This window comes from Tsukamurella strandjordii, from assembly GCF_039525985.1.
GTDB lineage: Bacteria > Actinomycetota > Actinomycetes > Mycobacteriales > Mycobacteriaceae > Tsukamurella > Tsukamurella strandjordii.
The window spans coordinates 175,664-200,246 of record NZ_BAAAII010000006.1 but is presented as its reverse complement, the minus strand read 5'-3'; the positions used below and the strand labels follow the sequence as shown (position 1 = coordinate 200,246).

The following is a 24,583-nucleotide window of genomic DNA, read 5'->3' as shown; positions in this document are numbered from 1 at the left end:
GAGATGACGCCGCCCGCCGGCCAGTACGACGATTCCGCGCCGTGGTGGAAGGACGCGACCTTCTATCAGATCTACCCGCGCTCGTTCTCCGATTCGAACGGCGACGGCGTCGGCGATCTGCGGGGCGTCATCGACCGGCTGGGGTATCTCGAGCTGCTGGGCATCGATGCGCTGTGGCTCTCGCCGGTGATGCGCTCCCCCATGGCCGATCACGGTTACGACGTCTCCGATCCGCGTGACATCGACCCGTTGTTCGGCAGCCTGCAGGACATGGACGACCTGATCCGGGCTGCGCACGCGCGCCGGATCCGGGTGACGATGGACCTGGTACCGAACCACACGTCGGATCAGCATCCGTGGTTCCAGGCCGCACTGGCGGCGGGCCCCGGCAGCCCCGAGCGTGACCGGTACATCTTCCGCGAGGGCCGCGGACCGAACGGCGATCAGCCGCCGAACAACTGGCCCAGCATCTTCGGCGGTCCCGCGTGGCATCGCGTCACGGAGGCCGACGGCCGGCCGGGGCAGTGGTACCTGCACATCTTCGCGCCCGAGCAGCCGGACCTGAACTGGCACAACGAAGACGTCTTCCAGGACCTCGCGAACACGCTCCGGTTCTGGTTGAACCGCGGGATCGACGGCTTCCGCATCGATGTGGCGCACGGTATGGCCAAGCCGGACGGTCTGCCGGACATGGACCTGGCGAACAACAAGATCATGGACAACGACGAGAACGATCTGCGGTTCAACGATCCCGGCGTGCACGCGATCCACCGCCGGATCCGCTCGGTGATGAACGAATTCCCGGGCCGGGTGACCGTCGGCGAGATCTGGGTCAAGGACAACGACCGGTTCGCGGAGTACATCCGTCCGGACGAGCTGCACCTGGGGTTCAACTTCCGGCTGGCCGAGGCCGCCTGGGACGCCCGCGAGATCCGCGATGCAATCGACAACTCGCTCATCGCGGTCGAGTCGGTGGGCGGCATCCCCACCTGGACCCTGTCGAATCACGATGTGCCGCGCGAGGTCACGCGGTACGGGGGTGGTTCGTTGGGTGAGGCGCGGGCGCGGGCGATGATCCTGGTGGAGCTGGCGCTGCCGGGGACCGCGTTCCTCTACAACGGGTCGGAGCTCGGCCTGCCGAACGTGGACCTACCCGACGACGCGCTGCAGGACCCGACCTGGGAGCGCTCCGGCCACACCGAGCGCGGCCGCGACGGCTGCCGGGTGCCGCTGCCCTGGCAGGGCACGCTGCCGCCGTACGGCTTCTCGACGAACCCGGACACGTGGTTGCCGATGCCGGCGGACTGGAAGGACCTCACCGCGGAGGCCGAACTCGAGGACCTCGACTCCACGCTGACCCTGTACCGGACGGCCCTGGAACTGCGCCGGATGCGGCCGGAGTTCCAGGGCGACGCGATCGAGTGGTTCGGCTCGCCGCGCCCCGGTGCGCTGGCCTTCCGCCGTGTCGGCGGCCGGCTCACCTGCGTGCTCAACGCCTCCGAGGCCCCTGTCGAGCTGCCCGCCGGCGAGGTGATCCTGGCCAGCGCACCGCTCGTCGACGGCCTGCTACCGCCGAACGCGTCCTGCTGGCTGGCCTGACCCGCGATCAGGCGCCGATGCGCTCGCGCGAGGTGCGGCCGCGCCGGGCCAGAGGTTGGGCACCGACCGCCGCGGCCAGGCCGACGGGGTTGGACAGGTCGCCGTAGATGCTCTCGTGGGCGCCGGCGGGCACGCGGTAGGTCTCGTGCCAGATGCCGACCCGCGACGCCCCTGCCGTGTGGGTCATCGAGTAGAACTTCAGCCACGCCGGACGGTGCTCGAAATCGGTGGAGTGCGAGTAGCGCTCGAGGTCCTCGAAGCTGCGCCAGTACTGCACCACGAGCGGGCCGGAGGGTGCGATCGCATTGAAGCCGCCGAGGTAGCCGATCGCTCCACCGCGGGCGCGATCGCGTTCGATCTCCACCTGCATGCGCCGCATCGAGCGCCCGACGAAGAGGGTCTGGTCCAGCCGCCATGTCCTCCTGGGCTGCATGCCCAGGAGGAACACGACCAGGTCGCCGTCGTGGGTGTCGGTCTGCATGTCGTGGTTCATGAGCGTCTCCCTGAGTATTGGATAGTACCACTACCCATATTGGAGAGTGTAACTATCCCATGTCAAGATCGAGGCATGAAATTGTCCGAGCTCTCCGCCGAGACCGGCGTCAGCACCGCCTCGCTGAAGTACTACCTGCGGGAGTCGCTCCTCGCCCCCGGTGAACCGGTCACCAAGACGCAGTCGGAGTACGGGCCCGAGCACGCCGAGCGAGTACGGCTGATCCGTGCGCTGGTCGAGTCCGGCGGGCTGTCCCTGGCGCAGGTGCGGCGCGTCCTCGACGCGCTGGACAGTCCGGCGGTGCCCCGGCACGACCTGCTCGGGGTGGCACAGGAGGCCCTCACCGAATCCACCGCGTTCGTCGGCGATCCCGAGTGGACCGCGCTCGCGGCGGCGTTCGTCGCCGACCGCGGCTGGCGCATCCAGGACGGCGACGTGCTCATCCCGCAGCTCGGCGCGCAGCTCAAGACCCTGGTCGCCAGCTGCGATGTGGGCGGGCAGGAGACGCTCGCCCGGTGGGCCGACGCCGCGGAGAGCATCGCGGCCGCCGATCTGGACACCCTCTCCGACGACGATGCGCAGGCCCTTCGTACCGCCGTGGTGGGGACGGTGCTCTCGGACAAGGTCCTGCAGACCCTGCGCCGCCTGGCACAACAGGACTGCACTGCACGGCGGCTCGATCCGGTGGACTGACCGGGCCGCGCGTCAGACCAGCAGACTCGGCCCCGCCTCGCGTCGCTGGTAGAGCGAGCCGTAGCGCGCGTCCACCCGCACCCAGGTGGTGGACGCCGATACTCGGACGGGTTCGTCCGCACCGTCGGCGGAGAACCCCATGGCCTCCAACGAGAACGCGGTGCGCAGACCGATCGGCACCGTCTGTCCGGCGCCGCTCACGCTGACCACGTCGGAGTCCAGCAACGACTGCGGCGGGCCGGCGGGTCCACCGGCCTCGCGCCCCACTTCGACCCCGCGCTCGGCCACCCGGCGCAGCGCCGCCGCCGGCACGTCGTCGACGTGCACGAAACCGTCGGTCGGCGGCAGCGCGCCGCGCCAGGCGGAGTCGAGTGCGAAGCCCACGTCCACGTAGCCACCGTCCAGGCCCGACGGATCGGCGCGCACGGATTCGAGGACCGTCGTCGCGCTGCACACCAACGATTCCGGCGCGACCGAGCCCGCCAGGACGCGGACCACCAGCACGCCGAATCCGGTGCGGCCCCAGATCTCCACGCGCTCGTCGTCGCGGCGGCGCACCCGCAGGACCGCCGAATCGTCCGTGCGCAGCAGCCGGGTGGCGAAGGCCGCGAGGTCGGCCCGCGCCGGCCCCGGGACGGTGAGCCGCCGATCACTCACCGGGAGAACGACTTCAGGTAGTCGCGCTGATCACCGGAGAGGCGCCGCACCCGTTGCTCGGCCACGTCGAAGGCGGCCAGCCGCACCGTCGCGACCACCGCGGGCGCCGTCCCCGGGTCGGCACCGACCGGCCGCACCTCGTGGTGCACCACGAAGTCGGCCGCTCGCACGGCGGAGGTCCACAGCGTCACCTGCAGCGGCGAGTCCTGGTGCCGCAGCTGCCCCCGGTACTCCACTTCCAGCTTGGCCAGGAGCAGCCCGTCCAGGAGGTCGCGGGTGGGCGCATCGGGTGCGAACAGCAGCGGGATCCGCGCCTCCTCGAGCAGCGTCACCATGCGGGCGTTGTTGATGTGCTGGTAGACGTCCATATCGGACCAGCGCACATCGACCGGCACGGTGAGGCCCGCACCGCCGTCGTCGAAGGTGGTCCGGACGCCGGTGACGCCCGCTGCGGTGAAGCTGTACTCGGTCACCCCGCCACGCTAGCCGACGCTGCGCAGCACCGACCTCAGCGCCCGCGTGGCCACCGACAGCGTCGACTCCTGGTTCACGCGCGCGTCGCCGTCCTCGGCGTCCAGGATCTCGGCCAGCAGCGACCGCACGCGCTGCAGGCTGCGCGCGTTGTGCGACTCCCAGTCCGCGATCTTCTGGTCGGCGGGCTCCTCCGGGTCGGTGAAGTTGAGCACCTCGACGGTGATGGCGCGCAGCGCCCCGTACAGGTCGTCGCGCAGGGCGAGCCGCGCCATCTCGCTCCACCGGTCGCCGCGCGGCAGCTCGGCGACGGCGCCCAGCATCCGGTCCACGCGCAGGTGCTGCATGAGCGCGAAGTAGAGGCGGCCCACCTCATCGTCCTCCCGCTCGGTGATGTCGGCGATGTCGATCACGTCGAGCAGGCTGAACCGGTACAGGGCGCGACTCACGCTGAGCGCGAGATCGGTGGGAACCCCGGCCGTCTCGGCCCGGTCGGCGGACGCACAGGCCTGCGAGTCGTACTCGATCCCCCACTCGCCCATCGCCGCGGTCAAGGCGGCGATGCGGGTCGCGTACCGGTTGACCTCGGCGCCGATCGCGATCGGTTGCGGCCGGTTGTTGAGCATCCACCGCGCTCCACGGTCGAGCACCCGGCGGCTCTCCGCGAGGAGCGCGGCGGTCTCGGCCGCCGAGACCGGGAGCTCCCGGATCCGGCCCCAGGTGGCGGGCAGGTCGAAGACGCGGCTCACGGCCACGAAGGCCCGCACGGCATCGCTCGCACCCGCACCCGTCTCCTCGGAGAGCCGGAAACCGAAGCTGACCCCGGCGTTGTCCACCAGCTCGTTGACGGCCTGGGTGGCCACGATCTCCCGGCGCAGCGGATGCGCGAAGACGGCCTCGCCGGCGCGCTCGCGGAGCCGGTCGGGGAAGTAATCGGGCAGACGCGCGGCGAGCGCGTCGTTATCGGGCAGATCGCCCGCGAGCAGATCGTCCTTGATCGACAGCTTCACGTGTGCCATGAGGTTCGCCAGCTCGGGTGAGCTGAGCCCCTGGCCGGACGCCTGCAGCTTGTCGGTCTCCTTCTTGGTGGGCAGTGCCTCCAGGCGCAGGTCCACGCCGCGGTTGCGGGACAGGTCCGTCAGGATGCGGGCGTGCACGTCCACCATCTTCGGTGCCAGCGAGCGCTCCACCGACAGTGCGAGGTTCTGGGACACGTTGTCCGCCAGCACCAATCGCGAGACGTCATCGGTCATCGAGACCAGGAGGTCGTGTCGCTCCGCGGGCTCGATGGCGCCCGCCGCGATCTGCCGGTCCAGGAGGATCTTGATGTTCACCTCGTGGTCGGAGCAGTCCACACCGGCGGAGTTGTCCATGGCATCGGTGTTGATCCGGCCGCCGTTGCGGTCGAACTCGATGCGGCCGAGTGGAGTCACGCCCAGGTTGCCGCCCTCGCCGATCACCTTGGCGCGCACCTCGTTGCCGTTCACCCGGATGGCGTCGTTGGCGCGGTCGCCCACCGCCAGATCGGTCTCGGTGGACGCCTTGACGTAGGTGCCGATTCCGCCGTTCCACAGCAGGTCGACGGGGGCCAGCAGCACGGCGCGCATGAGCTCGGGCGGTGTCAGCTCGGTGACGTCGTCGGGCAGGGCCAGCGCGGCGCGCACCTCCGGGCTGATGGGCACCGACTTCTGGTCGCGGCTGTACACGCCGCCGCCCTTGCTGATCTTGTCGGTGTCGTAGTCCTTCCACGACGAGCGCGGGAGCGCGAAGAGGCGTTGCCGCTCGGCGAAGCCCACCGCCGCATCGGGGTTCGGGTCGAGGAAGATGTCGCGGTGGTCGAACGCGGCCACCAGCCGGATGTGTTCGGACAGCAGCATGCCGTTGCCGAAGACGTCGCCGCTCATATCACCCACGCCGGCCGCGGTGAAGTCCTCGGCCTGGGTGTCGATCCCCATCTCGCGGAAGTGCATCTTCACCGATTCCCACGCGCCGCGGGCGGTGATGCCCATGCCCTTGTGGTCGTAGCCCTCGGAGCCGCCGGAGGCGAAGGCGTCGCCGAGCCAGAATCCGTATCCGGAGGCCACGTCGTTGGCGATGTCGGAGAACGAGGCGGTGCCCTTGTCGGCAGCCACCACGAGGTAGGTGTCGTCCCCGTCGCGGCGGACCACGCGCTCGGGCGGCAGCACCTCGCCGTCGGGTCCGAGGTTGTCAGTCACGTCCAGCAGGCCGGAGATGAAGGCCCGGTAGCAGGCCACGCCCTCGGTGCGCTGCGCATCGCGGTCGACGGCGGCGTCGCCGATGAGCTCGGGCGGGTTCTTGACCACGAATCCGCCCTTGGCGCCCACGGGAACGATGACGGCGTTCTTCACCGCCTGGGCCTTGACCAGGCCGAGGATCTCAGTGCGGAAATCCTCCCGCCGATCCGACCAGCGCAGGCCGCCGCGGGCGACCATGCCGAACCGCAGGTGCACGCCCTCCACGCGCGGCGAGTACACGAAGATCTCGAAGCGGGGCCGCGGCTTGGGCGCCTCGGGGATCCGGCCGGGCTCGAGCTTGAGCGAGATCACCGGCTTCTCGGCGAAGAAATTGGTGCGCACGGTGGCCTGCACCACGTGCAGGTAGGCCCGCAGGATCCGGTCGGCGTCGAGGCTGGTGACGGCCGCGAGCGCCGCCTGGACATCGGACTCGGCCCGGACGGCGGCGTCCGCGTCCGCAGCCACCGGGTCGAAGGCGGCGCCCCAGAGCCGCTGCAGCGCGAGGACGGCGTCGCGGTGGTCGAGCAGCACCTGGGCCATGTGGCCGGGGCTGTAGCCGAAGCCGCACTGCCGCAGGTACTGGCCGATGGCGCGCAGCAGCGCCACCCGGCGCCAGTCGAGTCCGAAGGCCAGGATCAGCTCGTTGAACCGGTCCACCTCGCACTCGCCGCGCCAGACGGCTGCCGCGCCGGCGCTCGCCAGGCCGCGGCGCTCCTGCAGGTGCGCCGGTAGATCGGCCTCGGGTACTCCGGCGACGACGGCGTCGCGGAGCGCCTTCGGGGCGCGCAGACCGAAGTCGTACACGGTGCAGGTCACGCCGTCGGGGCGGCGCACGGTGTACGGCCGCTCGTCGAGCACCTCCACGCCGAGCGACTGGAGCACGGGGAGCAGCTGCGACAGGGTGACCCGTCCCCCGGTGAGGAACATGGCGAACCGCAACCCGCCCTGGTCGCCGGGCGGCTCGTAGAACACCAGGTCCATGCCCTCGGCGGGGAGGGCGTCGATGCGCACGACATCGGCGAGCGCGAGCTCGGGAGCCTGGTCCTCCTTGTAGTTCGGGGAGAAGCCGGGGAGGTAGGTGCGAACGGTGTCGACGTCGGCGCCGGATGCTGCCGCCGCCGCGAGGACGTCCTCGTCCCAGGTGCGGCTGGCCTCACCGAGCCGGCCCCGGATGCGCGCCTCGTCCTCCGCCCGGAACACCGGGACGGCCGATTCGTCGCGCGGGAGGAGTACGAATTGGATTCGGGCGATGGCTGATTCGGTGACCCGTGCGGTGAACCGATCGACCCGCATACCGGTCTCGTCTTCGAGGACGTCGATCAACACGCCCCGCGCGCGCGAGGTGTACCGATCGCGGGGCAGGTAGACCAGGGCGGTGGCGAACCGGGCGAGCTTGTCGGTGCGCAGGAACAGGGCGAGGTCGCCGTCGCTCAGTTCGCGCAGGCCGCCGAACACCCGCGCCAGCTCGTCCTCGTCGCCCACGATCAGCCGGAGCCGGGGGAAGGTCTGGATGTACTCCATGAGCCGCTGGTTCTGCGAATCCGCCGGGTCCACGCCGATGCGGGTGAGCACGCGCTCGATCTTCGCTCCCACCATCGGGATGTCGAAAACGTTGTCGTGCAGGCCGAGCACCGTGAGCGCCATCGCGTAGCAAACGGTGGGACCACCGTCGCCGGGCGTGGCGGCGAGCAGGAACGGGGCGCCCGCTGCGTCGCCGAGCGGCTGCGCCAGCTCGACCACCGAGATGTCGCCGGGGGCGGGAGTCGGCAGGGCGTCGAGCACGGCGCGCACGGCAGGCGCGGGTTCGGTCAGCACGCCGGTACCGGCACCGTCGCTCCAACTGCCGAGCACCCGGGCGTTCCCGTCCGCGAGCCACGTCATGAAGTCCGACGGGGACCGTCCCGGCGGCTGCGTCGACACCGACGCAGCGGTTCGGGAAAATGCGGACTGATCGATCGCGGACAGCGCCACGGGCGTGCTCCTCCTGCGGGTCGTGGCAGCGGACACGCGAAATGCAGGGTCAGCACGCGGCGCCGTTGCCAAGGTGTGACGGAGCTTCTAGCTCCGCCGACCACACTACGGCCGGACCGGGGGCTACGGGCCAGTAATGAACGACGACGGCGCCCACCACCTCGGAAAGGAGTGGGCGCCGTCGCCGGTGCGCAGTGGGACCGCGGAGATCAGTCGCGGGTGAGCTTGCGGTGCGTCACCGCGTGCGGACGCGCCGCCTCGGCGCCGAGCCGCTCGACCTTGTTCGCCTCGTAGGCCTCGAAGTTGCCCTCGAACCAGAACCACTGGCCCTCTTCGACATTGCCCTCCCACGCGAGGATGTGGGTGCAGGTGCGGTCCAGGAACCACCGGTCGTGGGAGATCACCACGGCGCAGCCGGGGAACTCCTGCAGGGCGTTCTCGAGCGAGCTCAGGGTCTCCACGTCGAGGTCGTTGGTCGGCTCGTCGAGGAGGATCAGGTTGCCGCCCTCCTTGAGCGTCAGGGCCAGGTTCAGGCGGTTGCGCTCACCACCGGAGAGCACCTCCGCGGGCTTCTGCTGGTCCGGGCCCTTGAAGCCGAAGGCGCTGACGTAGGCGCGCGAGGGCATCTCGTTCTGGCCGACGGTGATGTAGTCCAGTCCGTCCGAGACCACCTCGAACACGGTCTTCTTGGGGTCGATGTTGGCGCGGTTCTGGTCGACGTAGCTGAGCTTGACCGTCTCGCCCACCTTCACATCGCCCGAGTCCGGGGCCTCCAGGCCGACGATGGTCTTGAACAGCGTGGTCTTACCGACACCGTTGGGGCCGATCACGCCCACGATGCCGTTGCGCGGCAGGGTGAAGCTGAGGTCCTTGATCAGCACGCGGCCGTCGAAGCCCTTGTCCAGGTCGGCGACCTCGACCACCACGTTGCCCAGACGGGGCGGCGTGGGGATCTGGATCTCCTCGAAGTCGAGCTTGCGGTGCTTCTCGGCCTCGGCGGCCATCTCGTCGTAGCGCTCGAGGCGGGCCTTGTTCTTGGTCTGCCGGGCCTTCGCACCGGAGCGGACCCACGCCAGCTCCTCCTTGAGGCGCTTCTGCAGCTTCTGGTCCTTCTTGCCCTGCACCTCGAGGCGCTCGGCCTTCTTCTCCAGGTAGGTGGAGTAGTTGCCCTCGTAGCCGTGCAGCTTGCCGCGCTCGACCTCGCAGATCCACTGCGCCACGTGGTCGAGGAAGTACCGGTCGTGGGTCACGGCGAGGACGGCGCCGGGGTAGCTGGCGAGGTGCTGCTCGAGCCACAGCACCGACTCGGCGTCCAGGTGGTTGGTGGGCTCGTCGAGGAGCAGTAGGTCGGGCTTGCTGAGCAGCAGCTTGCACAGCGCGACGCGGCGCTTCTCACCACCGGAGAGGTTGGTCACCTGGGCATCGCCCGGCGGGCAGCGCAGCGCGTCCATGGCCTGATCGATCTGCGAATCGACCTCCCAGGCATCGACGGCGTCGAGCTGCTCCTGCAGCTTGCCCATCTCCTCCATGAGCTCGTCCGTGTAATCGGTGGCCATGAGCTCGGCCACCTCGTTGTAGCGGCGCAGGTTGACCATCGTCTGGCCCAGGCCGTCCTCGACGTTCTCGCGGACCGTCTTGGTCTCGTCGAGCTGCGGCTCCTGCATCAGGATGCCGACGGTGGCCTCCGGGTCCAGGAAGGCTTCGCCGTTGCTCGGCTGGTCGAGTCCGGCCATGATCTTGAGGATCGACGACTTGCCCGCACCGTTCGGGCCGACCACGCCGATCTTCGCACCGGGGTAGAACGACATCGTGACGTCATCGAGAATGACCTTCTCGCCGTGCGCCTTACGCACCTTCTTCATCGTGTAAATGAACTCAGCCACAGTCCCTGCCCTGTCTCACGCGAATACTGCCACCGGGGTGCCGGGGGCAAACGTCTCCAGCCTACCGACTCCTCCGGCGTCGTCCACACCGGCCGAGGCGTGCCGTCAGTCGCGAGAGCGTACCGCCGCGGCGACACGCTCGCCCGCGATCACGACTGCCATTGCTTCGCATTGTGAATTTTCGGTGCCGATTTCGCTCACACCGTGGGGCGCACGGGCGGGCGGAGGTCGACACACCGCCGTAACAATGAGGCCGGAACCCGGAAACACCGCGCGGGCACCGTGTGCGATATGGACATCGACACGGTGTGCGGGTACTGCGGGGTGGGCTGTGGCCTCACACTTCAAGTACGCGACGGCGTGGTCACCAAGTCCTTCGGCACGCCGAGCCATCCGGCGAACCGCGGCCGCCTGTGCACGAAGGGCAGCACCACCGTCGATCTGCTGACGGCCGGGGGCCGGCAGGCCCGCGCCGAGATGCGAGGGACCCGTGACGACGCCCGGGGCACCGTCGCCCTCGACGAGGCGATCGCCGCGACCGGGCGCCGCCTGCGCGCGATCCGGGACGCGCACGGGCCGGACGCGATCGCCCTCTACGTGAGCGGCCAAATGACGCTGGAGGCGCAGTACCTCGCCACCAAGCTCGCCAAGGGCTTCCTGCGCACGCAGTGGATCGAATCGAACTCACGGCTGTGCATGGCCAGCGCGGGCACCGGATACAAGCAGTCGCTCGGCGCCGACGGGCCGCCCGGCAGCTACGACGACCTCGACCACGCCGACGTCTTCCTGGTGATGGGCGCCAACATGGCGGACTGCCATCCCATCCTGTTCCTGCGGATGATGGACCGGGTCAAGGCCGGCGCGAAGCTGATCGTGGTGGACCCGCGGCGCACGGCGACCGCTGCAAAGGCCGACCTGCACCTGCCGATCCGTCCGGGCACCGACCTCGCGCTGCTCAACGGGCTGCTCGCGCTGATGGTCGGCAAGGGCGCCGTGGACCGGGATTTCGTCGACCGGTACACCGAGGGCTGGGACGCTATGCCACCGCTCCTCGAGGAGTACCCGCTCGATCGCGTCGCCGAGATCACCGGTCTCGCCGCCGCCGACATCGATGCCGCCGCCGAGCTCATCGCGGGGGCTGCGAACTGGACCAGCCTCTGGACGATGGGCCTGAACCAGTCCACCCACGGCACCTGGAACACCGTCGCCCTGTGCAACCTGCACCTGGCGACGGGCGCGATCTGCCGCACCGGTTCGGGACCGTTCTCACTGACCGGGCAACCGAACGCCATGGGTGGCCGCGAGATGGGCTACATGGGGCCGGGCCTTCCGGGCCAGCGCAGCGCCCTCGACGACGGCGACCGTGCGCACGTCGAGGAACTGTGGGGCCTGCCGGCGGGCACCATCCGGACCGAGGCGGGCACCGGCACCGTCGAGATGTACCGCGAGATGGCCGCAGGAAACATCAAGGCGGCGTGGATCATCTGCACCAATCCGGTGGCGTCGATGGCGAACCGGTCCACCGTGATCGACGCGCTCCGATCCGTCGACCTGGTGGTGGTGCAGGACGCGTACACCGGGTCGGAGACGGCGGAGTACGCCGATGTGGTGCTGCCCGCGGCGCTGTGGGCCGAGACCGACGGGGTCATGGTCAATTCCGAGCGCAACCTCACCCGCACCGTCGCCGCGGTCGCGCCGCCCGGGGACGCGCTGCCGGACTGGAAGCTGATCTGTCTCGTCGCCGCGGAACTCGGCTACGGCGAGCACTTCGACTACCCCGATGCCGAGGCGGTCTTCGACGAGCTCAAGGCCTTCGACAATCCGCGGACCGGATGGGACGTGCGGGGAGTCGACCATGCGCGGCTGGAGCAGGGGTCGGTCCAGTGGCCCGCGCCGCCGGGCGCCCCCGACCGCAACCCCATCCGCTACCTCGATGCCGACCGCGGTCTGCGGTTCGCGACCCCGTCGGGGCGCGCCCGGTTCCTGCCGCGCCCCTACCTGCCACCGGCGGAGCTGCCGGACGACGAGTACCCGATGCTGCTGACCACCGGCCGGCTCGCGCACCAGTGGCACACCATGACCAAGACCGGCCGCGTCGCCAAGCTCAACCGCCTCAACCCCGCCCCCTTCCTCCAGCTGCATCCCGAGGACGCGGAGCGGATGGGATTGCGTGCGGGGACGCAGGTGCGGGTGTCCAGCCGGCGCGGCGGTGCCACCCTGCCCGTGGAGGTGGACGAGGCGGTACGCCCCGGAGTCTGCTTCGCCCCCATGCATTTCGCCGATGCCTTCGGAGAGGAGGTGGCCGTGAACGCGGTGACCAATGACGCCGTCGATCCCGAGTCGCTGCAGCCCGAATTCAAGGTGAGCGCCGTCGCGCTGACCCCGGTCCCCGCCGAATCGACGACGGCCGCCCCGGCCCCGCAACAGCCGGCCTCGCCCTTGGCGGCGGCGCTCGCGCCGTACACCTCCGGGCCCGGCGAGCTCAGCGCGGAGGCGTCCGGATTCCTCGGTGGCCTCCTCACCGGACTGAGTGCAGCTCCGCCGTCCGGCGTTCCGACGGTGCCGCACTCGGCGCCCCTCGAACCGATCGCCCGCGCTTGGCTCGAGGGCGTTCTCGCCGGTGTGTACGGCTCCGCCGCGGACACCGGATCCCCGGACGAGGATCCTGCCGTCACCATCGTCTGGGCGTCGCAGACCGGGACCGCCGAGGCCTACGCCGCCGACTGCGCTACCGCCCTGGCCGGCGCGGGGCTCACCACCACGGTGGTCGGCGCGGAGCTGCTCGCACCGTCCCAGTTGACCGGGACCGTGGTCTTCGTGGTGGCCACCACCGGCGATGGCGACGCACCCGACAACGGCGTGGCGCTGTGGGACGCACTCGCTGCGGCCGAACCCGGCGACCTCACCGACCTGCGGTTCTCCGTTCTCGGTTTCGGGGACCCGTCGTACGCCGACTTCTGTGGCTTCGCCCGCAAGCTGGACGCCCGCTTGGAACATCTCGGGGCCACGCGGATCGCGCCGCGCGCCTCCTGCGAACCCGACTACGCGGACACCGCCGCGGCGTGGCTCGGCACCGTCACCACCGCGCTCGCCCCGGGAACGGCACCCGCCAGTACCCCGTCCCCGGCGGATTCGGCGCCGTCGCGGAACCATCCACTGCGCACCACTCTCCTGGAGTCCGAGCGGCTCTCGGGCCCCGGGTCTGCGAAGGACGTCCGCCGGTTCACCTTCGCGCTCCCGGCGTCGGAGCTGAGCTACCGCGCCGGTGACGCGCTCGGCGTGTGGCCGCGGAATTCGGGCGCGATCATCGAGGAGTTCTGCGCCCGCACCGGAGTCGACCGGGACACCGAGGGGCTCGAGCACAAGGACCTCACCCGGATCACACCGGAGCTCCTGCGGTTCGTGGCGAGCCGGTCCTCCGCGGGCGGCGAGCTACAGCCGGTGATCGACGAACCCACCCGATTCGCGCAGTGGACCTGGGGCCGCCAGCTCCCCGATCTGCTCGCCGCGCACCCGGTGACCGCGGACGCCGAGGAGTGGACCGCGCTGCTGCGGCCCCTGACTCCCCGGCTGTACTCGATCTCGTCGAGCCCACGGGAGGACCCCGATCGGGTATCGGTGACGGTCTCGGTGGTCGGCTTCGAGCACGAGGGCGTTCGCCGCGCCGGCGTGTGTTCGTCGCACCTCGCCGGCCTGACGGCGGGTGACGAGGTGCGGGTGTTCGTGCAGCCGACGCGTGCCTTCCTCCCACCCGACGACCCGCAGGCCCCGGTCATCATGATCGGTCCCGGCACCGGTGTCGCGCCTTTCCGCGGCTTCCTGCGCGATCGCGCGCACTCCGGCGCGACCGGCCCCAACTGGCTGTTCTTCGGCGAGCAGCACGCCGCCACCGACTTCTACTACCGCGAGGAACTGGACGCACTCACCGCCGACGGCGTGCTCACCCGCATCGACACGGCCTTCTCGCGGGACACGGCGGAGAAGGTCTACGTGCAGGACCGCATGCGGGAGAACGCCGCCGAGCTGTGGCGATGGATCCGGGGCGGTGCGTACGTGTACGTCTGCGGCGATGCGAGCCGCATGGCCCGCGATGTGGACGAGGCGTTGCGCGGCATCGTCGCCGAGCACGGCCACATGGCGCCGCGCAGCGCCGATGCCTACGTGGCGGCGCTCTCGGCCGAGCACCGCTACGTGCGCGACGTCTACTGACAGCTCACACCGCGGAAGCGGCGGGTGTGAGGAAGCCGTGACGGCGGCGCAACGCGACAGAACCCGCGCGCAACACCCGCTCCATAGCGTGGCTTCCATCAGCTTCGGGCAATCGATCCCGGCGAGAGGAGACTCGAATGAACGCCCCGCGCACAGTGGTCGTGGTGGGACACGGCATGGTCAGCCACCGCTTCGTCGAGGCACTGCGAGCCCGCGACGGCGGCGGCGAGTGGCGCGTCGTGGTCTTCGGCGAGGAGGCCGACGCCGCCTACGACCGCGTGGGCCTCACCTCGTACGTCGGCGAGTGGGACCGGAGCGCATTGGCGCTGTCCGGCAACGACTACGCCGGCGACGACCTGGTGGACGTCCGGCTCGGAAGCCGGATCGCGGCGATCGACCGGGCGGCGAAGACGGTCACCACGGAGTCGGGCGAGACCACGTCGTACGACGCCCTCGTCCTGGCCACCGGTTCGTACGCCTTCGTGCCGCCGGTTCCGGGCCACGATCTGCCGGGCTGCCACGTGTACCGCACCCTCGACGATCTCGACGCCATCCGCGCCGACGCGAACGCCGCCGTGGACCGCTCCGACGGTGCCGTGGGCATCGTGGTCGGCGGCGGACTCCTGGGCCTGGAGGCGGCCAATGCCCTGCGCACGCTGGGCCTGCGCCCACGGGTCGTCGAGGTCAACCCGCGTCTGATGCCGCAGCAGGTGGATTCCGGTGGCGGCGAGCACCTGGCCCGGATGATCGCGGACCTCGGCATCGACATCAGCCTGTCGTCCGGCACCACTGAGATCGCCGCCGCCGAGCACGGGTTGGCGGTCACGCTCAAGGACGAATCCGTGATCGACGCCGCCGTCGTGGTTTTCGCCGCGGGCGTGCGGCCCCGCGACGAGCTGGCCCGCGACGCGGGCATCGTGGTGGGCGAGCGCGGCGGTGTCATCACCGACCTCAGTTGCGTCACCTCCGATCCGGCCGTCTACGCGATCGGCGAGGTCGCCGCGATCGAGGGCCGCTGCTACGGCCTGGTGGGCCCCGGTTACGCCTCCGCCGAGGTGGTGGCCGATCGCCTACTCGGTGGCGATGCGCAGTTCCCCGGCGCCGACATGTCCACCAAGCTCAAGCTTCTCGGTGTCGATGTGGCCAGCTTCGGCGACGCGCACGGCACCACCGAGGGCGCGCTGGACGTGGTGGTCAGCGATCCCATCGGCGGTACCTACGCCAAGTTGGTGCTCTCCGACGATGCCTCCACCCTGCTCGGCGGCGTGCTCGTGGGCGACGCCTCGCAGTACGGCGTGCTGCGTCCGCTGGTCGGATCGTCGCTGCCCGGCGATCCCGTGTCGCTGATCGCACCGTCGAGCGGCGACTCCCCCGGTATCGGCGTGGGTGCGCTGCCCGACGCGGCGCAGATCTGTTCGTGCAACGACGTCACCAAGGGCACGTTGTGCGCAGCGATCGCCGACGGCTCGTGCACCGTGGCCGAGCTCAAGGGGTGCACCGGTGCGGGTACCTCCTGCGGTTCGTGCGTGCCCCTGCTCTCGCAGCTCCTCGAAGCCGAGGGCGTTTCCGTCTCGAAGTCGCTGTGCGAGCACTTCTCCCAGTCCCGCGCCGAACTCTTCGAGTTGGTCCAGGCGAGCGGCATCCGCACCTTCTCCGGCCTGATCGAGCGGTTCGGCTCGGGCACGGGCTGCGATATCTGCAAGCCGACTGTGGCCTCCATCCTCGCGTCCACGAGCTCCGACCACATCCTCGAGGGCGAGCAGGCCTCGTTGCAGGACAGCAACGATCACTTCCTGGCGAACATCCAGCGCAACGGCACCTACTCGGTGGTGCCGCGGATGCCCGGCGGCGATGTCACCGCGGAGCAGCTCATCGTGATCGGCGAGATCGCGCGGGACTTCGGGCTCTACACCAAGATCACCGGCGGTCAGCGGATCGACATGTTCGGTGCCACGGTCGACCAGCTGCCGCTGATCTGGCGCCGGCTGGTGGACGCGGGCATGGAATCCGGCCAGGCCTACGGCAAGTCGCTGCGCACCGTGAAGAGCTGCGTGGGCAGCGATTGGTGCCGGTACGGCCAGCAGGATTCGGTGCAGATGGCGATCGACCTGGAGCTGCGGTATCGCGGCCTGCGCTCGCCGCACAAGATCAAGATGGGCGTCTCCGGTTGCGCGCGCGAATGCGCGGAGGCCCGCGGTAAGGACGTGGGCGTGATCGCCACCGAGACCGGATGGAACCTGTACGTCGGTGGTAACGGCGGTATGACTCCGAAGCACGCGCAGTTGCTGGCGGGCGACCTCGACCGCGAGACACTGATCAAATACGTCGACCGGTTCCTCATGTACTACATCCGCACAGCGGACCGGCTCCAGCGCACGGCGCCCTGGGTGGAGGCCCTCGACGGCGGCATGGACCGGCTGCGCGCGGTCGTGATCGACGACGCCCTCGGCCTCAACGCCGATTTCGAGGCCACGGTCGAGCGGCACGTGGACGGCTACGGCTGCGAATGGAAGGGCGTGCTCGACGATCCCGACAAGCTCGCCCGGTTCGTGTCCTTCGTCAACGCCCCCGGCGCTCCCGATCCCACCGTGGAGTTCGGCGAGAAGAACGGCCGCAAGGTCCCCGTCCTCATGGGGACGCCTGCGTTCCCCGCCCGCAAGCCCTCGCTCACCGCACAGGAGGCCTGAGATGACCACGGTTCCGTTCGATCTGCATCGGTGGACCCGCGATTGGACCGCCGCCTGCCGGGTGAGCCGCCTCGAACCCCTGCGCGGCGTGGCGGTGCTGCTGCCCGACGGTGCGCAGGTGGCCCTGTTCCGGCTCGCGGACGACAGCATCCGGGCGATCGGCAACATCGACCCGATCGGTCGCGCCGCGGTCATGTCCCGCGGGATCGTCGGCGATCGCGGCGGCTTCCCGGTGGTGCAGTCGCCGCTTAAGAAGCAGGCCTTCAGCCTGCTGGACGGTCGTTGCCTGGACGCACCCGGCGTCTCGATCCCGGTCTACGACACACGGATCTCCCTGGACGGCACCGTCTTCGTCGCCAACTCGCCCGAGATCCGGTTCGGCTACCGGGCGCCTCGGCCGGAGTCCGCGTAGTCGCTGCCCAGCCCGCGCGTGCCCGTGACGGCGAATCCCGCGAGCCGGCGGCGCAGCACCGCCAGGCGCACCACCGCGGGATGCAGCCCGAGGGGCTCGGCCACCACATCGGCCCCTGATTCACGCAGACGTTGCTGGAACAGCCCCTCCGCCAACAGATACGACGCCACGGCGACCGTGCGCGCACCGTCGGCGCGCACCCGGGAGACCACCTCCGGCACGCAGGCGTAGCCCGAACCGTCCTTCGGCGGCGAGGCGAAGGCGATGGAGACGCGGCTTCCCACCAGCGCCGACAGCATCGCGGCCATGGCCCGGATCTGGCCCTGCGCCTGCGGGTCCCGCGTCCCGGCAGCGGCCATCACCACCGCACCGCCGCGACGCCAACCTGCATCGATCAGGCGGCCGAGCATCGCGCGAGCGAGTTCGGGAGACGGGCCGAGCGCGTCCGTGACGGTGACCGCCCGGTGACCGGACTCCGCCACCTCCCGCGGCAGATCGTGCTGCACGTGGAACCCGCTGGACAGGAACGCCGGCACCACCACCGTGGGTTCACCGTCGAGACCGGCGAGCACCTCCCTCGGGGTGGGGCCGAGCACATCGACGAAGGCCACCCGCACCGGTTCGGCGAGCCGGTCGGCCATCGCGGCCGCGAGGTCACCGATCATCGCGACGCCGTGTGCGCTGCGCGTGCCGTGCGCCACGAGGAGGGTTCCCATGTCGTGCTCCTGTCAGTGCTCGTCGAGCGCGAGCCGGTAACCGCGTTTGACCACGGTGGCGATGATCTCCTTGTGCCCCAGGCCGGTCCGCAGGCGCGCGACGGCCGCCTCCACCGCGTGCGGGTCCTCACCGCCCAGCGCCGCGAGCATCTCGTCACGCGCGACGACGGCCCCGGGTTCGCGGGCCAGCAGGCGTAACAGAGTGATCGAGGTGGGGGTGAGCTCGCGCTCCGCACCGTCGACCACCGCACCCCGAGCGCGCACGCCGAGCCGGTGGCCGGCGACCGGCAGGTCGGGATTGCGGGTGGGAAGGTCCTGTTCCACGAGCCGTGCGAGGGCACCCAGCCGCATTCGCTCGGGCGTGACGGACGGCACGCCCACCCGCTGCAGCGGGGTCGCGGTGACCGGTCCGACGCAGTACACGGTGACCGGGCCGGTGAGCGCCGCATGCACCGAACCGGACACCCCCAGTTCGCCGGCGCGCTCCAGGAGCGAGGCGGCGGCGGGCGCCGAGGTGAAGGTGACCGCGTCCACGTCGGCGAGCGCGATCGCCTCCACGATCCGGTCCAGACCGGACAGATCGTCGGGCTGCTCCCACCGGTAGACGGGCACCGGGACGATCTCGGCACCAAGTGCGCGAAGGCCGTCCAGCAGACCGGGATTGGGGTCCCAGTCGTCCGTGGCGCCGTGCAACTGGACGGCAACACGCTGCCCGTGCAGATCCTCCCCACCCAGGTGGCTGAGCACCTCTGCGGAGGACTCCGACTTCGGAGACCACTCCTCCCGCAGCCCTGCGGCGCGCAGCGCACCGGTGGCCTTGGGCCCGCGCGAGATCACCCGTCCGCCGCCCAGCGCGCCGAGTAGTTCCTCGGCCACGCCCCAGCCCTCGGCGGCCTCGAGCCAGCCGCGGAACCCGATGCCGGTGGTCGCGACCAGCAGATCGGGCGGCGCCGCGAGCAGCTCATCGGTGGCGGCCCGCAGCCGGGCATCGTCGGACAGCGGCACCATCGCGATCGCGGGGGCGGCGACCACGGCGGCGCCGCGCCGTTCGAGCAGAGTGGATAGCTCGTCGGCGCGGCGCGCGGCGGTCACTGCCACGGTGAATCCGAGAAGTGGGGTGGCCGAGGCCTCAGTCATCGGACTCCTCTCCGGTTCGATCACCGTCACGTGTCAGCGGCTGTGCTGAGCGCACCACGACGGTGTGTCCCGTCGAGCGTGCCATGTCCGCGCGGCGCGGGCGTACGCACGTAGACCTTCCAGGTGACGAACGCCGCCATCACGTAGAACGCGCCGAACACCCAGAAGGCGGTGGTCGCGGTCCCGCTGGACTGGTACGACGCGCGCAGTACGAGGTTGATTCCCACGCCGCCGAGGCCACCGATCGCGCCCGCGATCCCGATCACGGCACCGGACATCGCTCGCGAATAGTGCGTCCGGGTGGCCTCATCGGCGTCGAGCGAACGCGACTTCGCCTCGAAGATCGAAGGAATCATCTTATACACCGAGCCGTTCCCCAGACCGCTGAGCAGGAACAGCGCGATGAATCCGGCGACGTACGCCGCCATCGTGGCGCCCGTGGGCGCCGCGGTACCCGCCCGCGTCGCGGTGGTGATCAGCACGCCCGCGCCCGCGATCATGCCGGCGAAGACGTACAGCGTCACTCGGCCGCCGCCGATGCGGTCGGCGAGCTTGCCGCCGTACACCCGCGAGATCGAGCCGAGCAGCGGACCGAGGAAGGCGATTTGGGCCGCGTGCAGCGAGGCCTGAGCGGCGGTGTCCCCGCCGGCCTTGAAGGTGGCCTGCAGCACCTGACCGAACGCGAAGGAGAAGCCGATGAACGATCCGAAGGTACCGATGTAGAGCAGCGAGACGATCCAGGTGTCGCGATCCGTGGTCGCCTTCCGCATGGCCGCGGTGTCGACGGTGGGCACCTGCAGGTTGTCCATGAACAGGGCGGCTCCGATCCCCGCCACGGCGAGCAGCACGAGGTACACCGCGCACACCCAGTACGGCTGGCGATCGCCGACGGTGGCGATCACCAGCAGGCCCACGAGCTGGACCGCCGGCACACCGATGTTGCCGCCGCCCGCATTCAGCCCGAGGGCCCAGCCCTTGAGCCGCTGGGGGAAGAAGGCGTTGATGTTGGTCATCGACGAGGCGAAGTTGCCGCCACCGAAGCCCGTGAGCGCCGCGCATACCAGGTACACCCACAGCGGCTGACCGGGATTGGCGAGGATCACGATGGTCGCGATCACCGGGACTGCCAGGACGAAGGCGCTGAAGATGGTCCAGTTGCGGCCGCCGAAACGGGCTGTGGCCAGCGTGTAGGGCAGGCGGAGCAGCGATCCCACCAGGGTGGCGGTGGCACCGATGAGGAACTTGTCGGCGGTCGTCAGTCCGTACACGTCCTGCGGCATGAACAGCACCATCACCGACCACAGCGACCACACGGAGAATCCGACGTGTTCGGCCATCACCGACCAGAACAGATTCCGCTTGGCGATCTGCTTACCGCCGGACTCCCACTGCTGCGTGTTCTCGGGATCCCAATCGGTGATCGTGTGTGAGCGCGCCATTGTCGACCTCCTGTGCACCTTCGGAACGCGAATCGAATGTCCCGAAGGTAGGGAAGCCATGTTGCGGGCCCGCACCGGCGCGTGTCCCGGCGGTAAACCCGTTCTCACAACCGCAGCTGCTCGGCGGTGAGCCGGTGCAGTGAGACAATCGCCGCATGATTCCGGCCATCCTCACGGGGACCTGCGCCTTCATCGTGTGGTGCCTCCTGGCGACCCGGATGGAGCGATGGTGGGTCTCCGCTCCGCTGGTGATGGTGCTCGCCGGCGCGGCCGTGGGGCTGGCAGCGCAGGGCTCCATCGCCGCCGCGTTGAACACCACCGCGGCTCAGCGGGCGGCCGAGATCATCCTGGCGGTCCTGCTGTTCGTCGACGCCACCGAGGTCCGGGGGTCGTTGCTGGGCCGCTACCCCCGGCTCGCGGCGCGCGGGCTGTTGATCGGCATCCCCGTCGCACTCGCGCTGACGATGGTGGCTGCCTCCTTCCTGCTCCCCGCCCTCGGCTGGTCGATGTTCCTCCTGGTGGCCTGCGTGATCGCCCCGATCGACTTCGCCTCGGCGCCGTCACTGCTGCGCGATCGGCACGTGCCGGAGCGGGTGCGCGACGTCTTGACGGTCGAGTCGGGGTACACGGACGGACTGGTGACCCCGATCTTTCTGTTCGCCCTGCTCTGGGCCAACCCCGCCAACGACAGCGACGATCCGCTCGCGGCACTCGTCAACGCCGCACCGGCGTCCCTCATCGCCCTGGCCGTGGGTGCCGTGATGGGCCTGATCACCGAGACCGCCGTGATCCACAGCGACCGCGCGGGGTGGTCCACGGAGCGCACCCGCCGCCTCGCCCTGGTCGCGATCCCCCTCCTCACCTATGCCGCGGCGGTGGGCTTGGGTGGCAACGGATTCGTCGCCGCGTTCATCTGCGGGATCGTCTACCGGTTCCGGCGCGGCGATGCCGCGAGCGCCGAGGTCGGTCTCACCGAGGACGTCGGTGCGCTACTGACCGCCGCGATGTGGTTCGTCTTCGGCGCCGTGATCGTGGTCGCGCTCGGCGACGGCGTGCCCTGGCAGATCCTCGCCTTCGCCGCGCTGGCGCTTACCGTGCTCCGGGTGCTGCCGGAGGCGATCGCTCAGATCGGCAGTGGGCTCCCCCGGTCCGAAGTGCTCGCGCTGGGCTGGCTCCGACCGCGCGGCACATCCACGATCGTCTTCGCGCTGATCGCGTACAACACTCTGCCCGAGGGCGACCCGGCCGAACTGGTCCTGGCGATCGCCTCCCTCGTGGTCCTGGGCAGCATCGTGCTGCACACCGTGGGCGCACCCGTCGCCGTGGCCGGCCACGACCGGCGGGTCCGGAACCGCTCCGCGCAGTAGCCGATCAGAAGTCGGGCACGGCGGCGAGCGAGGGCTGGGACGTCTCGTCCGCCACCCCGTCGGTACCCGGTGCCGAGCTCCTCGATCGCCTCGCCCTCGGCCTCCTCCACCTCCGGTACGTCGCCCGGCGACAGCAGCGATCTCCCCGGCCCGGTGCGGCAGGCCTGAGCGCCCCGTATACCCGTATCCCCAGATCGAGCTTCAGGGTTAGCCGATGCCATCACCAACCGATACCGATCCAGCGACAGGGCAGGAATACGGCAGAGTGGTGGGTGGTCCGATGAACGGGTTAGCGGCCGTGAGCCCCGATCACATCGTTCCGAAGGCCGAGATTGCCCAGTTGCCCCGGTTTACTGAACTCACACCTGACCAGCAATGGGCAGTGATGAATACACCAACGAACCTTGCATGGCTCGGAAGGACTCCCAACAAGAAAGAGGGATCCCGAGCAGTGGAGAACATGGGAGGCGTTCTCCAGACCTGGCAGGAAGAATACTCCCGACTACAAGAGCAGAAGCGTGCGGAGCTGAAGCTCCTGATCAGCGCACTCGCCGACAGCAATACGCAAGGATGAGGAGAAGAGCCATGGATCAGGCGGAGGTTGAAGCTGCATTCGCACCGTATGGGCGAGCACAGTTCACCGTCTTGGATGCTCAGTCCGCAACACACCCTCGCATGCCGGCAACGTGGACGACGATGCTGCAGTCGACGGACCCGCAAGAACGAATCGACAGCGCCCTCAGCTTATGGAACCCGGGATTCCTCAGCCTGGTCCCTCGCTTCGCCGTAGCGTTCCGCCTGTCCCTACTCGATGTTCGCGTCATATCCACACCGGGTGAGCACGATCCGATGCTCGTTTACATCTGCGAAGACGTGGGAGGGCCGAAGGCGATCTGGCTGGGATGGAGCCCCGCCAGCTTCGGCGACGAAGGCCCCGAGTTCTTCGACGCACTCCCGGGGGAAGCGCAATACTTCCTCCGCAACGTTCATGCCGGGTTCACGGCCCCGGACACCGAAACCTGCGGACTTACCCCTCCGTCACACATGACGAATCTCGCGGACTGGACGGGACTACCAGACGGCATCCCAGACTGGGAGGACTACGGCTGGGAGGGCCGCGACCCGATCGATTCCCGTCGGCTGCTGCGCGTAACTGGATACGCAATACAGACCAGCCTCTGCGTCTCCCCAGACCTGCCGCCGGGCCAAGCACTGCTCGATGAGGACAGCGAGCTGAGCGTCGGCCCCTTCGATAAGATGCTGGATCAACTAATGATCACACCGATCTACGCGTACGCCGAAGGTTCGGATCTGCGATGAACAATTCACCGCTGATTGATGACGGCCTCCTGAGGCTTGCACGATGACCTACAACCAACCCCCGCCCTATGGTCCGCGTCCGGGGCACCAGCAACCCATCGGGTACTTCACAAGCCCGCGAGTGCCACTGTCGAGCGGCCCCGGACCGTCCGCGGCAATACCAATTGGTCAAGGAAGGCGACTCCTGGAAGGTCTGCGACGCATAAGAATCAGCGGCATTACAGCGCCCCGGTTCAATACAGTAGGCGACCAGTTCTCGTCGGCCCCTGCGGCGCAGCGCGCGCACCTCGATGATGCGACGTTCGGTTCGCAACGGTGTGCGAGCGGGGACCGCGGTAGGGAGGACCGGGAGGATCGACCACCGCCGCACCGCCACCAACGCGATACAGGCATACTCACCGTGCCGCAGCCGGCGAAGCCTGGAACCGTTCCGCCCCCGATGCACAGCCAGTCTCCTTCGACCACGCTCCGGGCGAACCACAACCGCGCGGTCTCAGACAGCATATTGCGGTGCGCCACACCGATCGAGAGGGACCGCTGACACCGCTATTGGCACGGTTCTCCCGGCCTCGCGCTCCCTGACGACTACCGGATGGCAGGCTGGGCTTAGAACGGCGGTTCCGCCCCGACAGCGGCGGGTTCCCGCCCGGCGTCCTCGGCGTCGTCGAAGCCACGGACCACGACTGTTCCGTCGGGACCCGCCCCGTCGGGCGAGCCGTCCGCGCCCCCGGCACCCGCGGTCGCGGTCGCGGTGGGCGACGTCCCACCGTCGAGCGCTCCCCCCTCGGTTGCTCCGGCGTCGTCGACGGTGCCGGACGACGCCTCCCGGGTCCGCTCCCCCGATCCGGTGTACAGCGCACTGCACAACCGGAGGTTCAACCCTATCGAATCGGCCTTGAGGTCCAGGGAGCTGTGCTTGTGCCCGTCCGCACCGTCGAAGGTCTCGTGCTTGAGCTCACCGTGCACCAGCACCGGACGCCCCTTGGCGATCGCTCCCCGGGCATTGCGGGCCAGGGCACCGAAGGCTTTGACGTTGAGCCACAAGGTGCTGGTCTGCCGCCAGGTCCCCGATTCGTCGAAGAAGCCGTTGTTGTGCGCCATCGTGAAGCTCAGGAAGTCGTGCCGCTCGCCCCGAGCCGATTCTCGATAGGTCAGGTCGTTGGTCACGTATCCGGCGGCGTAGATCATCACTCCGGGCATGACGCCCTCCTCGTCCTCGTCGGCGGCCGGACGGTCCGGCCCCCGGGTCGAGTGTCACGCGCAGGGCCCGCCGC

17 protein-coding genes are annotated in these 24,583 nt (G+C 69.8%); 8 read left to right on the top strand and 9 right to left on the bottom strand.

The genetic code is table 11. The annotated features are described in order from the left end of the window. Nucleotides 1-3 precede the first annotated feature (3 nt). Nucleotides 4-1,599, top strand: a complete 1,596-nt coding sequence (locus ABD108_RS12195; RefSeq protein ID WP_343930430.1) for a glycoside hydrolase family 13 protein — start codon at nucleotides 4-6, stop codon at nucleotides 1,597-1,599. Nucleotides 1,600-1,606: 7 nt separating this feature from the next. Here ABD108_RS12195 and ABD108_RS12190 read toward each other — a convergent pair whose 3' ends face one another. After that, entirely contained in the window at nucleotides 1,607-2,092 is a 486-nt protein-coding gene (locus ABD108_RS12190; RefSeq protein ID WP_220659449.1) for a DUF4188 domain-containing protein, read from the bottom strand. 75 nt (nucleotides 2,093-2,167) lie between these two features. Here ABD108_RS12190 and ABD108_RS12185 point away from each other — a divergent pair, with 75 nt between their 5' ends. Further along, nucleotides 2,168-2,785 carry a MerR family transcriptional regulator gene (locus ABD108_RS12185; protein ID WP_305111522.1) on the top strand — a complete coding sequence of 206 codons (618 nt, stop codon included), beginning with the start codon at nucleotides 2,168-2,170 and terminating at the stop codon, nucleotides 2,783-2,785. A 12-nt stretch (nucleotides 2,786-2,797) separates the two neighbouring features. On the opposite strand, the gene ABD108_RS12180 is transcribed toward ABD108_RS12185, so the two are convergent. The 4 genes from ABD108_RS12180 to ettA all read right to left on the bottom strand — a co-directional run bounded on the left by ABD108_RS12180 (nucleotide 2,798) and on the right by ettA (nucleotide 10,022). Then, nucleotides 2,798-3,442 carry a DUF8185 domain-containing protein gene (locus ABD108_RS12180; RefSeq protein WP_220659451.1) on the bottom strand — a complete coding sequence of 215 codons (645 nt, stop codon included), beginning with the start codon at nucleotides 3,440-3,442 and terminating at the stop codon, nucleotides 2,798-2,800. Beyond that, on the bottom strand, nucleotides 3,439-3,837 hold the full coding sequence (locus tag ABD108_RS12175) for an acyl-CoA thioesterase (RefSeq protein ID WP_305111650.1): 399 nt from the start codon (nucleotides 3,835-3,837) through the stop codon (nucleotides 3,439-3,441). Before ABD108_RS12175 ends, ABD108_RS12180 begins: the two co-directional genes overlap by 4 nt. A gap of 87 nt (nucleotides 3,838-3,924) precedes the next feature. Further along, nucleotides 3,925-8,049, bottom strand: coding sequence for an NAD-glutamate dehydrogenase (locus ABD108_RS12170; RefSeq protein ID WP_343930429.1), 4,125 nt, complete (start codon nucleotides 8,047-8,049; stop codon nucleotides 3,925-3,927). A gap of 299 nt (nucleotides 8,050-8,348) precedes the next feature. Continuing rightward, nucleotides 8,349-10,022: an energy-dependent translational throttle protein EttA gene (gene ettA / locus ABD108_RS12165; protein ID WP_220659454.1), complete on the bottom strand. Its 1,674-nt coding sequence runs from the start codon at nucleotides 10,020-10,022 to the stop codon at nucleotides 8,349-8,351. A 291-nt stretch (nucleotides 10,023-10,313) separates the two neighbouring features. Between ettA and ABD108_RS12160 the strand changes: the two genes are divergently transcribed. The 3 genes from ABD108_RS12160 to nirD all read left to right on the top strand — a co-directional run bounded on the left by ABD108_RS12160 (nucleotide 10,314) and on the right by nirD (nucleotide 17,330). Further along, nucleotides 10,314-14,231, top strand: a complete 3,918-nt coding sequence (locus tag ABD108_RS12160) for a bifunctional nitrate reductase/sulfite reductase flavoprotein subunit alpha (RefSeq protein ID WP_343930428.1) — start codon at nucleotides 10,314-10,316, stop codon at nucleotides 14,229-14,231. Nucleotides 14,232-14,368: 137 nt separating this feature from the next. Then, nucleotides 14,369-16,918, top strand: coding sequence for a nitrite reductase large subunit NirB (nirB, locus tag ABD108_RS12155; RefSeq protein WP_220659456.1), 2,550 nt, complete (start codon nucleotides 14,369-14,371; stop codon nucleotides 16,916-16,918). A gap of 1 nt (nucleotide 16,919) precedes the next feature. Beyond that, a complete protein-coding gene (gene nirD / locus ABD108_RS12150) occupies nucleotides 16,920-17,330 on the top strand; it encodes a nitrite reductase small subunit NirD (RefSeq protein WP_305111506.1) in 411 nt (136 codons plus the stop codon). On the opposite strand, the gene ABD108_RS12145 is transcribed toward nirD, so the two are convergent. The 3 genes from ABD108_RS12145 to ABD108_RS12135 are packed head-to-tail and all read right to left on the bottom strand — an operon-like array spanning nucleotide 17,300 to nucleotide 20,622. Beyond that, a complete protein-coding gene (locus tag ABD108_RS12145) occupies nucleotides 17,300-18,046 on the bottom strand; it encodes a sirohydrochlorin chelatase (protein WP_343930427.1) in 747 nt (248 codons plus the stop codon). The two genes, nirD and ABD108_RS12145, sit on opposite strands and share 31 nt — an antisense overlap. A 12-nt stretch (nucleotides 18,047-18,058) precedes the next feature. Continuing rightward, entirely contained in the window at nucleotides 18,059-19,183 is a 1,125-nt protein-coding gene (locus ABD108_RS12140; protein ID WP_305111504.1) for a uroporphyrinogen-III synthase, read from the bottom strand. Nucleotides 19,184-19,209: 26 nt separating this feature from the next. Beyond that, nucleotides 19,210-20,622: a nitrate/nitrite transporter gene (locus ABD108_RS12135; protein ID WP_343930426.1), complete on the bottom strand. Its 1,413-nt coding sequence runs from the start codon at nucleotides 20,620-20,622 to the stop codon at nucleotides 19,210-19,212. A 155-nt stretch (nucleotides 20,623-20,777) separates the two neighbouring features. Here ABD108_RS12135 and ABD108_RS12130 point away from each other — a divergent pair, with 155 nt between their 5' ends. The 3 genes from ABD108_RS12130 to ABD108_RS12120 all read left to right on the top strand — a co-directional run bounded on the left by ABD108_RS12130 (nucleotide 20,778) and on the right by ABD108_RS12120 (nucleotide 23,309). Next, entirely contained in the window at nucleotides 20,778-21,989 is a 1,212-nt protein-coding gene (locus tag ABD108_RS12130) for a cation:proton antiporter domain-containing protein (RefSeq protein ID WP_343930425.1), read from the top strand. A gap of 214 nt (nucleotides 21,990-22,203) precedes the next feature. Next, complete coding sequence (locus ABD108_RS12125) at nucleotides 22,204-22,563, top strand: hypothetical protein (RefSeq protein WP_343930424.1); 360 nt, start codon at nucleotides 22,204-22,206, stop codon at nucleotides 22,561-22,563. Nucleotides 22,564-22,574: 11 nt separating this feature from the next. Further along, nucleotides 22,575-23,309: a hypothetical protein gene (locus tag ABD108_RS12120; protein ID WP_343930423.1), complete on the top strand. Its 735-nt coding sequence runs from the start codon at nucleotides 22,575-22,577 to the stop codon at nucleotides 23,307-23,309. 606 nt (nucleotides 23,310-23,915) lie between these two features. On the opposite strand, the gene ABD108_RS12115 is transcribed toward ABD108_RS12120, so the two are convergent. Further along, entirely contained in the window at nucleotides 23,916-24,509 is a 594-nt protein-coding gene (locus ABD108_RS12115; RefSeq protein ID WP_343930422.1) for a single-stranded DNA-binding protein, read from the bottom strand. Nucleotides 24,510-24,583 lie beyond the last annotated feature (74 nt).